At 68.4% G+C, this 13,412-nt stretch carries 12 protein-coding genes; 5 read left to right on the top strand and 7 right to left on the bottom strand.

Features of this window, described 5'->3' with window-relative positions; genetic code table 11:
• Nucleotides 1–210: 210 nt before the first annotated feature.
• Nucleotides 211–780, bottom strand: coding sequence for a 2'-5' RNA ligase family protein (locus ASC81_RS09450; protein WP_056265756.1), 570 nt, complete (start codon nt 778–780; stop codon nt 211–213).
• A 58-nt stretch (nt 781–838) separates the two neighbouring features.
• A complete protein-coding gene (locus tag ASC81_RS26970; protein WP_162245882.1) occupies nt 839–1,840 on the bottom strand; it encodes a LysR family transcriptional regulator in 1,002 nt (333 codons plus the stop codon).
• 102 nt (nt 1,841–1,942) lie between these two features.
• On the opposite strand from ASC81_RS26970, the gene ASC81_RS09435 reads away from it, so the two are divergent.
• Both ASC81_RS09435 and ASC81_RS09430 read left to right on the top strand, forming a co-directional pair.
• Nucleotides 1,943–2,980, top strand: a complete 1,038-nt coding sequence (locus ASC81_RS09435; protein ID WP_056265748.1) for a serine aminopeptidase domain-containing protein — start codon at nt 1,943–1,945, stop codon at nt 2,978–2,980.
• 70 nt (nt 2,981–3,050) lie between these two features.
• Nucleotides 3,051–3,950, top strand: coding sequence for a UDP-2,3-diacylglucosamine diphosphatase (locus tag ASC81_RS09430; protein ID WP_235533616.1), 900 nt, complete (start codon nt 3,051–3,053; stop codon nt 3,948–3,950).
• Nucleotides 3,951–3,956: 6 nt separating this feature from the next.
• Here ASC81_RS09430 and asd read toward each other — a convergent pair whose 3' ends face one another.
• Genes asd through ASC81_RS09415 form a run of 3 tightly spaced genes read right to left on the bottom strand, consistent with a single transcriptional unit; the run spans nt 3,957 to nt 7,144 of the window.
• A complete protein-coding gene (gene asd / locus ASC81_RS09425; protein WP_235533615.1) occupies nt 3,957–4,877 on the bottom strand; it encodes an archaetidylserine decarboxylase in 921 nt (306 codons plus the stop codon).
• A gap of 1 nt (nt 4,878) precedes the next feature.
• Nucleotides 4,879–6,525, bottom strand: a complete 1,647-nt coding sequence (locus tag ASC81_RS09420; RefSeq protein WP_056265741.1) for an aminotransferase class III-fold pyridoxal phosphate-dependent enzyme — start codon at nt 6,523–6,525, stop codon at nt 4,879–4,881.
• Nucleotides 6,526–6,529: 4 nt separating this feature from the next.
• The gene (locus ASC81_RS09415) at nt 6,530–7,144 is read right to left on the bottom strand and encodes an Mpo1-like protein (protein ID WP_056265739.1); all 615 of its coding nucleotides are present in this window, start codon (nt 7,142–7,144) and stop codon (nt 6,530–6,532) included.
• A gap of 115 nt (nt 7,145–7,259) precedes the next feature.
• Between ASC81_RS09415 and ASC81_RS09410 the strand changes: the two genes are divergently transcribed.
• On the top strand, nt 7,260–8,501 hold the full coding sequence (locus ASC81_RS09410) for a glycosyltransferase family 1 protein (RefSeq protein WP_056265736.1): 1,242 nt from the start codon (nt 7,260–7,262) through the stop codon (nt 8,499–8,501).
• A gap of 9 nt (nt 8,502–8,510) precedes the next feature.
• Here the strand turns inward: ASC81_RS09410 and lplT are convergent, their stop codons facing one another.
• Nucleotides 8,511–9,839, bottom strand: coding sequence for a lysophospholipid transporter LplT (gene lplT, locus ASC81_RS09405; protein ID WP_235533614.1), 1,329 nt, complete (start codon nt 9,837–9,839; stop codon nt 8,511–8,513).
• 45 nt (nt 9,840–9,884) lie between these two features.
• On the opposite strand from lplT, the gene ASC81_RS09400 reads away from it, so the two are divergent.
• Both ASC81_RS09400 and ASC81_RS09395 read left to right on the top strand, forming a co-directional pair.
• Nucleotides 9,885–11,138 (top strand): putative DNA modification/repair radical SAM protein, encoded by a 1,254-nt coding sequence (locus ASC81_RS09400; protein WP_056265733.1) that lies wholly within the window; start codon nt 9,885–9,887, stop codon nt 11,136–11,138.
• The gene (locus ASC81_RS09395) at nt 11,138–11,896 is read left to right on the top strand and encodes a TIGR03915 family putative DNA repair protein (protein ID WP_056265730.1); all 759 of its coding nucleotides are present in this window, start codon (nt 11,138–11,140) and stop codon (nt 11,894–11,896) included. Before ASC81_RS09400 ends, ASC81_RS09395 begins: the two co-directional genes overlap by 1 nt.
• Here the strand turns inward: ASC81_RS09395 and ASC81_RS09390 are convergent.
• Nucleotides 11,893–13,356, bottom strand: coding sequence for a GAF domain-containing protein (locus ASC81_RS09390; protein WP_056265727.1), 1,464 nt, complete (start codon nt 13,354–13,356; stop codon nt 11,893–11,895). The genes ASC81_RS09395 and ASC81_RS09390 overlap by 4 nt on opposite strands.
• Nucleotides 13,357–13,412 lie beyond the last annotated feature (56 nt).

Genomic DNA, 13,412 nt, shown 5'->3' with positions numbered 1-13,412 from the left:
AGTGCGGATTCCCGTGTGAAAGTAGGTCATCGTCAGGCTATTTACCCAAGCCAACGCCCAGTCTCGATAAGAGATTGGGCGTTTTGCTTTGCGCGGCGAATTTGCTGTTCGATACCGCAAATTAGAGAGAATGCGAGTATCCAAGACAGGTGCAAGCGGCGGAAGTAAGTCGCAGCCCAAACCGTCTTGTCGCCTCTGGTGGGCGCCCTATTAATTACCTTCGTCCGGGAAAAGTTCGTGCTGGGCTTTCGGGGCCGCCGCGTGCAGTGGCCACTGCCTGACAAGTTCGTATCGATAGCCGGACTGGTCGGCCATGCCGCACACCAGCGATACGGTGTCTATGGTCCACCGAATAGGCGGGCCAATCTTGACGGATCGCAGCGCTGTGGGTGCCCAGTAGCTGACGGTCATATGCGGAGAATGCCCGCCCCGGTCGGAGACTCCGACCGCTCGCAATGCTGCTTGGACGGCGGCAAGCAAATCGGTAAAACCCGGTGGGTTGCCAAAGGGTTTGAACTCCCAATGCGTACCGCGACCAACAATGCGATTCATCTGAAACTCCACCTGCCGAGCCGACAGCAATTCACCGGCTGCTCGCAGCTTCGCCTCGATGCCAGCCGTTTGCCAGAATTGACCCGACAGCGACTGGTGCCAGTTGAACGGCTGGAACATCGTGCCGCCTAGTTGACTTGTTAGCCCCTGGTCGTCGAGGAATGTCTTGAGCGCATCGACGACAGCCTGGGGCGGCAGGGCGACAAAGAGATAGCGTGGGACGGTCATTTCAGAGGTGCTTCCGTCAGCGTCGGGCGAGTCTCTCCTGTGGATCCTCCTCTCCGCTTCATTGCCCCGCCGCGAGCGCTTCACGTACGAATCGCACGAGCGCGCGCGCTGTTTCCGAGCCCGCTGGCATCGGCAAGGTCAGGGCTTGTACGGTGTCGAAGCCAGCGAGCATCTGCCAGCCGGGCAGCACATCGGCGACCCCACCGTAGTTGACATTGCTGGCCATGCCGCCCATGTCGACTGCCTTGTGCGGCGCCGTGTCCTCGATGCGATTCACGCAGAAGTCCGGCGCCAGTACAACGCCAGCGCCGTGCCGTGCCAACGCGATGAGACCCTCCAGATCGCTCCCCCAGGCCGTCGCCTGGAGCATCACATCCTCACGGCGACCGTCATCATGCAGCCATTGGCTCGCCATGGGTTCTTCGCTTTGGCCGAGCAGCAGCATCGGTGCAGTCGCCAGTTGCTGGGGGCTCTGAAACGTTGCAGCGCCCGCCGCCGCATAGGCGCGTACAGCGAACTTCAGAACCGGTTGCGCGACAAACGCATCCGGCGGTTTATCGGTCACGCGGAAAGCCACGTCCACGCCCTCCCGCAACAGGTCGACCCGCCGGTCAGTAAAGAAGAGCTCATAGCGCACCGCCGGGTGCAGCGCCTGAAAGCGCGCCAGCAGCGCGGCGAGCACATGCCGACCGAAGCCCGCCGTGGCGCTGATGCGAATGGTGCCGTCCAACTGATCGCGAGCATGGCGCAGCGCCAGGCGGGCGCCTTCCGCAGCGTCGCGCACCGCGCGGGCGCGGGCGTGCAGGCGGCGGCCCGCTTCGGTCAGGCCCAGGCTGCGCGTGCTGCGGGCAAACAGGGTCAGGCCGACAGCGGTTTCGATGGACGCAATTCGCCTGCTGACAGCGGCGCGCGTCAGGCCGAGATCCCGCGCCGCCTGCGCGAAGCTGCCGGCCTGTGCGATGCGGGCGAAAAGTTCAAGCGCATTAGCGTCTAGAGCCTCTTCGGCCAATGTCTGCCGGCGCCTGCCGACGCCAGGTAACTGCGGGTTCTTTGTCGACATTTCGTTGACGATGTGAGGCCTCCAGGCCGTCTTCCGACTGAAAAGTAGCCAATCTAGACTGCCCGCATCGCCGCAACAAGCGCGCAGACCCGAGGTGTTTCGATGTCCAGCTTGCCCATAAACCTTGCCGAAGCGCTGCCGCCGTCCATTCCCGCCATGGGCGCGCCCAACCTGGAGCGCGACACCGTAGACCACGGCGCCGGTACCCTGCAGGTGCGATGCATTCCGACGCCACTGCGGTGCAGTGACGGCCGCCTGCTTGCCGGCCAATGGTTCGAGCCGCCGCCGGCCGTGGGCGTGCGTGCCGTCGCCGTCATCGGCGCTGCTACAGCCGTGCCGGCAAGCTACTACCGCCATTTCGCCGAATGGCTGGCCCAACGGGGCTATGCGGTGCTGAGTTTCGATTACCGGGGCATCGCTGCCTCAAGCGAAGCGCTGCGACATGGCGAGGACGTGCGACTGCGAGATTGGGCGCGCGTGGACATGTCGGCTGCGTTGCACGCGGCCGACAGGCGCCGACGCGCGGAAGCCGTCCATCAGCAGCGTCAACTCGGCCTGCTGTGGGTGGGGCATTCACTGGGCGGCAATTCGGTGGGCCTCGTGCCGGAGTTCGAGGACCAGGTGGACGCGCTGCTCGGGGTTGCGGCGCAGGTCGCCTACCTAGGGCATTGGTCGGGTTGGCCGCGCGTGCAAGCGTGGGCGTTCTTCCACTTGATGCTACCGGCGCTCGTGCGCGTTCTGGGCCGCGCGCCGGGGCGGCTGCTCGGGCCGCGTGCTCAGGACCTGCCCGCGGGCGCGGCGCTGGAATGGGCGGCCTGGGGCCGAACGCCCGGCTTCCTGTTTGGCGACGACACCTTGTCGCGCGAGCGGGCCTATCACCGCTTCAGCGGCGCGGTCCACCTCTGGGACATCACCGACGACCATCTCTTCGGACCGGCGGCGGCGGTGGACGCCTTGGCAATGCAGTTCAGCGCTGCGCGGGTGCAAAGGCACAGCATCGCGCCGGCCGATCTGGGCGTGAAGAAGATCGAGCATTTCGGCCCCTTCCGCCGAGACCTGGGCGCCAAGTTGTGGCCCCGCCTGCTCGCGCCCATTGAAGCGGCGGTACCCCGGCTCGCCGCCCGGCTGCAGCCGGCTTAGCGACAGCACGGGAGCGAGTGCGGGGCGGCCGGTCACGCCAGCGTCATGACCGGTGGGCAGCATGCTCGCCATGCCGCCGACGCAAGACACCGCTGCTGCCGCCGACACACCGACGCTGTCGGTGCGCACCGTCTGGATCTCGGACCTGCACCTGGGCACGCCCGGCTGCCAGGCCAAGGCCCTGCTCGACTTCCTGCGCGATGTCGACTGCGACACCCTCTACCTCGTTGGCGACATCATCGACGGCTGGCAACTGCGCCGCAGCTGGTACTGGCCGCAGGCGCACAACGACGTCGTGCAGAAGCTGCTGCGCAAGGCGCGCAAGGGCACGCGGGTCATCTTCATCCCGGGCAATCATGACGAGTTCGCGCGCAAATACCTGACGCACAACTTCGGCGGTGTCGACGTGATGGAGGAAGCCATGCACGTGACGGCCGATGGCAAGCGGTTGTGGGTTACGCATGGCGACCTTTACGACGGCGTCATCCAGTGTGCGCGCTGGCTGGCCATCGCTGGCGATCTGGCCTACGAGTTCACCCTCAAGGTCAACCGCTGGTTCAACCGCATCCGCGCCAAGTGCGGGCTGCCGTACTGGAGCCTGTCGCGCTACCTCAAGCACAAGGTCAAGCGCGCGGTCAGCTACATCAACGAATTCGAGAACGCCGTGGCGCGCGAGGCCAAGAAGCGTGGCGCGCACGGGGTGGTCTGCGGCCACATCCACCATGCCGAGATCCGCGAAATCGACGGTGTGCTCTATTGCAATGACGGCGACTGGGTCGAGAGCCTGACGGCGCTTGTCGAACACCACGACGGCCGGCTCGAGATCATCGACCGCGGTGACCAGGCGGCGCTGCCGGGGATGCTGCTGCCCGCACCGACGGCCAACGTCACGCCCGTCGGACTGCCCGTGCCCATGCCGGTCCCGGCGGGCGCCGTCGCAACGACGGTCTCTCCCGACACCGTCGCCTGATCAGCGTCAGCCGACCAGCCTGAGCAGCGCCTGCCCGGCGCGGATCTGCACCCCGGGCGCAATGCCATCGGCCAGCTCGAAGCCTTGCGGTACGAAGACGATGATGGTCGAGCCATGCTCGAACCAGCCCATCTCCTGGCCCTTGATGTGCGGCGCAGCGCACGGCATCTCGTTGGCGCCCTTGCGACCGATGTGCAGCAGCACGTCGAGGAAATGCAGGCGGATGCTGGCGACGAGGATCGCTGCGACCGGCACTAGGGCAATGGGATGGCCGCTGGCCAGCGTCATGCGCACGACGGCCCGCTCGTTGCGGCAGAACAAGCGCTCCACGCGCTTGAGCGCCACCGGGTTCACGTTCCAGGTGTCGCCGCTCAGATAGGTCACATGCTCGACCGTGCCATCAGCGGGCGCGTGGAAGCGGTGATACATCGCCGACGTCAGCCGCAGCGTGACGAAACGGCCTCCTTCGAAGACGCTCGCGTCGTGGGTCGGGCCGAACAACTCGGCCGTCGAGTACGGAAAGCCCTTGGCCTGATAGACCTGGCCCTGCTCGACGACCCCGGTTGCGCCGACGATGCCGTCGCTCGGGCTGGCGAACACATCCGGTCGCGCATCGAACACGCGTGATCCCGGCTTCAGCTCGCGCGTGAAGCAGTCCTTCAGCGAGCGGAACTCGCTGTGCCTCGCCTCGCTCAAGTCCAGCGGCGTGAACATCCGCCACGCCGCAATGGTGAGCTTGGTCAGCAGCGGGCTTTCGATGCGCGAGAAGCGCCCCATCAGTTTTGTCAGCGCGATGCGGGGTACGCGGTTGGTCAGCAGGAAGTTCAAGTCCTCCTGCGCCACGAGGCGCTTGAACCAGCCGGGCCGAGGCGGGGCGCTGCGGTTCATCCCGCCTTCCAACGCGGGCGTTAGGTCTTGGTTTTCCATCTCAGAACTTCTGGCCCAGCATCTCGCGGAACACGCTGCGGCGGATGGCCTTGGCCGTCAGCTCCGGCGCCGTCCACCACCAGCCATCGGCGCGCATCTCATCGCAGGCGGCGACAAAGCGGTCCATGACCGCTGCGAATTCGGCATCGCCATAGTTGAGGCTGAAGATCAACCGCCCGGTGCCCACCCAGCTCAAAGCCAGCCCATGCTTGCGCAGGTAGAACTGCAACATCCAGTGATAACGACCCGGTTGCTCGTACATCACCGTCCAGATCGTCGACAGGTTGGCCATGCGCACTGGCGAGCCTGCTGCGGCCAAGCGGGCATTGAACTGCGCACAGCGCGCGTTCCAGCGTTCGTCGAGGCCGTCGTACAAGGCGCGCACCTCAGGCCGCTCGATGCGCTTCAGAAACGACGCCATCGCGGCGACCACATAGGGGTGGGCGTTGAAGGTCCCGCGCGCGAAGCAGATGTCGGCCGGCCGGTCCTCGCGGTAGCGCGTCATCAGCGCGCGGCTGCCGCACACCACGCCGACGGGCAGGCCGCCGCCCAGCGTTTTGCCGTAGGTGACGAGATCGGCCTTGACGCCGAAGTACTGCTGCGCGCCGCCCGGTGCCAGGCGGAAACCGACGAACACCTCGTCGAAGATCAGCACGATGCCGCGTGCCGTGCAGACCTCACGCAGCTTCTTGAGCCACCCGGTATAGGCCGCGCGGTCATAGCCCGCGCGGCGGCTGCCGTCGATCAACGACGAGTCGCCCGGCGCGCTGACGTTGGGATGCAGCGCCTGCAACGGGTTCACCAGCACGCAGGCGATGTCGCGCCGCGTGGCCAGCACCTTCAGCGAGCGCTCGGCCATGTCCTGCAGCGTGAAGGTCTCGCGCGGCGGCAGCGGGTTGCCGGGGCCGGGCTGAACGTCTTCCCACCAGCCGTGATAGGCGCCGGCAAAGCGCACGAGGCGTTTGCGCTTCGTGTGATAGCGCGCCAACCGCACGGCCTGCATGACCGCCTCGGTGCCGGACATGTGGAAGCTCACCTCGTCCTGCCCGGAGACGGCTTTCAGGCGCGACAGCACGTCCAGCACGCAAGGGTGGTAGGCGCCCAGCACGGGACCGAGTTCGCGTGCAGTGGCAACGGCCTCGTCGATGCACGCCTTGTAGGCGTCATAGCCCAGCACGTTGACGCCGTAGGAACCGGTCAGGTCGTAGAACCGGTTGCCGTCCAGGTCCTCGACCTGAACGCCGTCGCTGTGCTGCAGGAAGGCGCCCACTTTCAGGTGCTCGCGCAGCACCGGGCTGAACTGGAAGGGCACGCGGTAGCGGCCGGTGAACTTCAGGTCCGAGACGGTGTCGCGCGCCTGCTCGGTCGCGGCCAGTGTCTTGGCGAAGCGACCGTCGAACTCCGCGCCCAGGCGCTGCAACGCCGCCCGGCGCTGCGCGGCGACGTCAGCCGGCGCGCCATCGGCGGCGAAGAACTGCGCCTCGTCGTAGGCATAGCCCGGCACCCAGCGCGCCAGCCGCTTGGCCATGCGCGAATGGCCCGCAAGGGACCGGTGCTTGGCGCGCGACAGCTCGATGCGCCGCTTGGCCGCCGGCAGCAGGGCAAGCACGCCCAGGGCCAGCGCGGACAGGGTGAAGGCTTCGTCCATCGGCTCAGTGCGCCTGCTGGCCCACGTGCGCCATCGGGTCGATCAGCTCGCCGCGCAGCAGGTGCAGCGGCGCCCTCCAATACAGCAGCACATCGTGGAAGGGGTCAGTGATGATCTTGAAGCCCCACGCCAGACCCTGCATCAGGTTCTGCGTGACCCACAGCTGCACCACGCGGAACACCAGACCGGTCACGCCCAGGCAGAACCAGGCCATGCCGACGTCCTCGACGAAGCCCTGCATGCCGACGGCCGGCTGGATCAGGCCGCCCAGAGACGGCGCCAGCCACAGCACCAGCGGCAGCGCCACCCACACGGCCATCAGCACGATCTTGCGGCGGATGTTGTAGCCGATCTTGATCTCTTCCTTGTACTCGTCGGTGGCCTGGTTGACGTGGTCATAGCCGCGCGGCTCAAAGAAGAAGTGACCCGCCTGCCGCGTCGTCATCGACACGCACCAGGCCAGCAGCGCCGCCCACGCCGGGTTCACGAACACCAGCGCATACGACACCAGGAAGCTCAGCGCGCTGACCAGGTGCAGGCTCTGGTTGATGCGGCTGTGGTGGTAGTAGCGGTGGTCGTCCCAGCGCTGGGTCTTCAGGGTTTGGAAGAATTCGTTCACGTCCCGTCCTCGTCGTTTGGGTGGAGATCGGGGCGCATGGTGGTGGGCTTGCGTGAAATCGGCGTGACGGCTTCGCTGTCATCGTTCTGTTGCATGCATTCGTGACGATGCGCGCATGAAGACCCCACACGACGCCGACGACATCCTCATCGACGACCTGCCCGCACCGCGCCATTCGCGCCGGCTCGCGGTGGTCACCGAGACCTATCCGCCCGAGGTCAATGGCGTCGCGATGTCGATGGCGCGTGTCGTCGACGGCCTGCACCGCCGCAACCACGACGTGCAGCTCATCCGCCCGCGTCAGCCGGCCAGGCTGACCGGCCCCATGAGCAGCAAGCCCACCATCGACGAGGTACTGACCAAGGGCCTGCCCGTACCGCTTTACCCGAACCTGCGCATGGGCGTGCCCAGCAAGCGGGCGCTGGTCAAGCTGTGGTCGCTGCGTCGTCCCGATGTCGTTCACATCGCCACCGAAGGGCCGCTCGGCTGGTCGGCGCTGCAGGCGGCGCAACACCTGTCGCTGCCCGTCACGTCAGACTACCGCACCAACTTCCACGCCTACGGCAAGCACTACCGCCTGGGCCTGCTGTCCAAGCCCATCATGGGTTACCTGCGCAAGTTCCATAACCGCTGCGACGCCACCATGGTGCCCACCGAGGCCATGCGCGTGCTGCTGGCGGACCGCGGCTTCGAGCGGCTCAACGTCGTCGGCCGCGGTGTCGATGCGCAGCGCTTCGACCCGGCACGGCGCAGCGCCGCGATGCGCGAGAGCTGGGGTGCGGGGCCGGACGACCTCGTGCTCGGCTATGTCGGCCGCCTGGCGCCGGAGAAGAACCTTGGCGTCGTGCTCGCGGCTTATGAGGCCGTGAAGCAACTGCAGCTGCGCGCCCGCCTTGTTCTCGTCGGCGACGGCCCGATGCGCGCCGAACTCGCCACCCGCGTGCCCGACGCCATCTTTGCCGGCCAGCGCAGTGGCGACGATCTGGCGGCCCACTACGCCGGTCTGGACCTCTTCCTCTTCCCCAGCCTGACCGAGACCTTCGGCAATGTGACGACCGAGGCCATGGCCAGCGGTTGCGCCGTCGTTGCGTTTGAAAGCGCCGCGGCGGGCGAGCTGATCCGCAGCGGCGTGAACGGCTGGCTGGCCGGTCCAGGCAAGGAGGAAGCGTTTGTTGCCGCAGCCCGCGTTGCCGCCCTGGACGCCAACGCCCGCCGCGCCGTCGCCCAGGCCGCGCGCGCGACGGCACGCCGGCTGGACTGGGCCGACATCACGGCGCGGTTTGAAGCTGTGCTCGAAGGCGCGATTGCACGCGCCGAGCCGACGTTCCGGATCGCGGGCCTGCAAGCGGCAGCTTGAGACGCGCGGTCAGCGGCGCCCGCGGGCGTCAGTCCAGATCAGCGCTGCAATCGTCACTGCCACCAGTGCGCCCAAGCCGCTGAGCGTCGCCGCGATCGGCACCCCTGCCGCCTCGCACGCGGCATACGCCGCCAGCATCGCCAGCACGCTGAGGTTCTCGTTGAAGCCCTGCACGGCAATCGACCGCCCCGCGCTCAGCAGCGTGGCACCGCGGTGCTGCAACAGTGCGTTCAACGGCACGACCATCGCGCCCCCGACGGCGCCGACCAAGGCGAGCATGAGGGCGGCCAGCCACAGGTCGCTCGCCTGCGCCACCACCGGCATCAATAGGCCCAGCGCCACGCCGGCCCACAGGCCGTGGCGCGCCTGGTGCAAAGCCAGCCAGCGCCCCGCCGCGCCCGCACCGGCGATGACGCCGACGGCGACGGCCGCCTGCAGGTAGGCAGCCTCGTTCAGCGGCAGCGCCAGCGCCTCGCCGGCCCAGCGCAGCACCGCAAACTGCAGCGTCGCGCCGACGCCCCAGAACAGCGTCGTCGCCGCCAGCGACAGCCCGCCCTCGCGGTCGCGCCACAGCTGCCGGTTGGCGGCGCGGAACTCGCGCAGCAGTGCCACGGGACCGTGCGACACGCTGCGCTGGCGCCGGCCGCTGTCGGCGATACTTGCGTTCAACAAGCTGCTCATCGCGTAGATCAGCAGCAGCGCCGCGAGCGAGCCGGTCAGCTTGTCGGCCGGCAGCTGCAGGCCGTCACACCAGGCGGCCATGCCCGACGCCAGCCATTGCGGGCTGACCAGCGCGCCGCCCAGCACGGCGCCCAGCAGCGCAGCGGACACGACGCTGATTTCTATCCACCCGTTCGCCTTCACCAGCGCCTCGGGCGCGGCCATCTCGGTGATGAGGCCGTACTTGGCCGGCGCGTAGGCGGCAGCGCCCAGCCCGACGACGGCGAGCGCGGTGACGGGATGCAGGCCCAGGGCCAGCAGCGCCAGGCCGAGCATCTTGACGACGTTCATTGCTGCCATCACACGGCCCTTGGCAAAGGCGTCGGCCAGCGGCCCCACCCAGGGCGCCAGCACGACATAGGCCAGCATGAAGCCGAACTTCAGCAGCGGTGCCCACCACGGCGCAAAGCCCTGCTGCATCAACAGCGCGATGGCGACGATCAACAGCGCGTTGTCGGCCAGCGCCGAGGCGAACTGCGCGCCGATGACGATGCCGAAGCCGCGCGGCAGCTGGCTGCTCCGGGCACGGTCGGGCAGCGCGGCTGCGTTTGGGGAGGTGGCAAGGGGCACGTGCGCCGCACTGTCGCGGCGCAGCGTGAAGCGCCGATGAAAGCTCACCAGCCGATACAGCGCGACAACCCTGTATTTGTATACAGTATCGCCATGGACGTAAACGACAAGCTCGCCGTGCTGGCTGACGCCGCGAAGTACGACGCCTCCTGCGCCAGCAGCGGCGGCGACAAACGCGACTCCCGCGACGGGCACGGCATCGGCTCGACGACGGGCGCCGGCATTTGCCACGCCTTCACGCCCGACGGCCGCTGCGTCTCGCTGCTGAAGGTGCTGCTGACCAACTGGTGCGTGTACGACTGCCTCTACTGCATCAACCGCAAGTCCAGCGACGTGCGCCGCGCGCGTTTTTCCATCGACGAGATCGTGCAGCTGACGCTGTCCTTCTACCGCCGCAACGTCATCGAGGGCCTGTTCCTGTCCAGCGGCATCATCCGCACGCCCGACTACACGATGGAGCAGGCCATCGAGGTGGCGCGGCGGCTGCGCGAGCAGGAGCACTTCAAGGGCTATATCCACTTGAAGACGATTCCCGATGCCGCGCCCGAACTGGTCGAGCGCGCGGGGCGCTATGCGGACCGGCTGTCGATCAATGTGGAGCTGCCCAGCGCGGCCAGCCTCAAGCAGCTGGCGCCAGAGAAGAACGCCGACGGCATCGAGCGCACCATGTCGCGCATCCACCTGCGCCTGCAGGCCGCGAAGGAAGCCAGGCGCGAGGCCGAGACGGTGCGCGCATTGCCAGGCGCGAATGCGCGCACCGCCAAGCCGCCGCCATTCGCGCCGGCCGGCCAGAGCACCCAGCTCATCGTCGGCGCCGACGCGTCGGACGACCGCGCCGTGCTGCAGCTCTCCCACCGCCTCTACCGCGGCCAGGGGCTGCGGCGCGTCTACTACTCGGCCTACAGCCCCATCCCGCATGCCAGCGCCGCGCTGCCGCCGCAGGCCGCGCCGCTGATGCGCGAGCACCGGCTCTACCAGGCCGACTGGCTGATGCGCTTCTATGGTTTCGGCGCGGACGAGATCGTCACCGAGGCGGGCTTCCTGTCGCTGCAGCATGACCCCAAGCTGGCGTGGGCGCTCGCGCATCCGGCCAGCTTTCCGCTGGACGTCGACCGCGCGCCGCGCGAGCAGCTGCTGCGCGTGCCGGGCCTGGGCGTCGGCTCGGTCGACAAGCTGTTGGCCGCGCGCCTGCGCCGCCGCCTGCGCCGTGCGGATCTGCTCGCCCTCGGTCCGGCTGCCAAGCGAGCGCTGCCCTTCCTGGTCGCCATCGACCATCGCCCGCGGGCGACGGACGTGCAGATGCTCGCGCGGCCTGCGGCGCAGCCGCAGCAGGCGGCCTTGTTCTGATGAAGCTGCCGTTGCGCCACCCGTCGGACTGGGCGGGCTTTGCCGAGCAGCTCCCCACGCTGCTGGCCGGCGGCGATGCAAGTTGGACGCATGACGTGGGCGCGCAGGCAGCGCTGTTCAGCGAGGCTGTCGAAATCAGCCCGCAAGCCTGGTTGCCGCCTGACGGTTGGGACAACCTCGGCCGCCGCGTCGCCATGCATGCCGACGACACGCGCTACGCCCGCCTGCTCGCCTTTGCGCGCCGCCTGCAATGCGAGCCAGGGCTCTGGGCGGATGTGCTCGACCCGGACCGCCGCCGCTTGCAGTCCCTGGCGCGGCAGGTGGACCGTGAAATCCACAAGACCCATGCCTTTGTGCGTTTCCGCGAGGTGGTGGACGCCGATGCCGCCGGCGGCCGGCGCCATGTGGCCTGGTTCGAGCCGGCCCACCATGTGCTGCGCGCCGTCGCCCCCTTCTTCGTGCGCCGCTTCGCCCAGCACCCTTGGGCCATCCTGACGCCGCTCGGTTGCCTGCACTGGGATGGCCAGCGCCTCACCGGCGCCGGCTCCGCCAGCCGCGAGGACGCACCACCCGAGGACGCTGGCGAAGCTTTGTGGCTGACCTATTACCGCAGCATCTTTAACCCGGCCCGCCTCAAGGTGGCCATGATGAAGAAGGAGATGCCGGTGCGCTTCTGGGCCAATCTGCCCGAGGCGGCGTTGATCAGCGAATTGGTGCGCGAGGCGCCGCGGCGCGAAGGCCGCATGCGCGGCCTTTAGCTTCCCTGGGCTTCAACGAGCAGGGCCAGCTGGCTGGCGATCAGCAGCTCCTGGCGCGTCCAGGCCCGTGTGGCGCGGGCATCCACGAGCCACAGCGCGCCGGCCAGCTGGGCGCCGTCATAGAGCGGCACCTCGATGCGCGCCTGGGCCGCGCCGGACAGGGCGGCCAGCTCCGCGTGGCAGGGGTGCAGCGCCGCGTCCGGCAGGGCCAACGGCGCGCCGTGGCGGGTCAGCAGGTCGACATAGCGCGGATGCTCATCGGTGCTCAGGCCGCCCTGGCCCAGCGGCCAGCGGAGGACGCTCGCCAGGCCCAGGATGCGGGCGCTCGCGGCCTTCAGCTCGGCCAGGGCCTCCGGCGGCGGTGCCGAGGCCAGCCGCTGGCGTTGGCCGCACAGGTGCAGTAGCAACTCCTCGGGCGTCACGGGCGCGCCGCCTTCCTCGGCCGGCGGTCCGGCCAAGGTCGTGCGCGCCGGGAGGCTCAGGCGTTCGATTTCTGATTGGAGGGCCAGGTGTTGCCAGAGGTGGTCCAGCGCCGCGGCCGCATCGCCTTCTTCCTGCAGCAGTTGCGCGAGTTGCAGATGCGCCTGGCGCGCCTGAGCGCGCGACTGGATGCGCTGAGCCAGCGCCAGGCCATGCCGGGTCGAGCGCACGGCGGCAGCGTTGTCGCCGCGAGCCAGCGCGATCTCGGTCCAGGTGCGGCTGGCGGCCGCCTCCAGCCAGGGGTAACCGTGGCGGGCCGCGATGTCCAGCGCCAGGCGGCAATCGGCCACCGCCCAATCCATGCGCTGGCGGGCGAGTGCTGCGCGCGCCAGGTGCCAGTGCGCCTCGGCCTCGAAGACGCGATGGGCGCCGCGCCGCGCTGCCGCCAGGCCGTGGCTGAAATGGCGCTCGGCCGCCGGCAGGTCGCCGGTCTCGAAGCTGCCGACGCCGATGTTCAGGGCCAGCTTGGCGGCCAGATAGCTGTCATCCGCACCTGCCAGATGCTCGCCGGCGTCGCGCATCTGGCGCAGGCCGCGCGCCCAGTCGGCATGCGCGTAATGGATCTGGCCCAGGCCGATGCGCGCGGCCACGCCGGTCTGCAGATGGCCGCTGACCTCGGCAAGGTCGAGCGCGCGCGACCATTGCTCGCTGGCGAGCTGATATTCACCTTGCTGATAGGCAATGCGGCCGAGCGCCTCGCAGACACGCGCCGCCTGCACGGGGAAGTGGCCCGCCGCAGCAAGCGCGCCAGCTTGTTCGAGCGCGGGCAGCAATTCGAGCGCGCTACCACGCGGCTCCAGCAGGCCGAAGCGGGCATACAGCGCGTCCACGCCGGCGGCGGTGTCACCGGCCGTGAAAGCGTTTACGCTCAGCGCTTCGAGCAGTCTGTCGGCAGCCAGCGGATGGCGGTGCGCCACGCGCGAGATGCGCGTCAGCAGGTCGGCCAAGGTTTCGCTGGCAGCGGGTTGGAGGATGAACACGGCGGATGCTGGTTGGTTTCTCACTGGTATTCTTGTCGATGCCGAGCCACCCCGAC

The organism is Pelomonas sp. Root405, from assembly GCF_001425165.1.
Lineage (GTDB): Bacteria > Pseudomonadota > Gammaproteobacteria > Burkholderiales > Burkholderiaceae_C > Pelomonas.
Note: the sequence above shows the minus strand (reverse complement) of the source record. Positions and strands in the feature narration are given on the sequence as shown.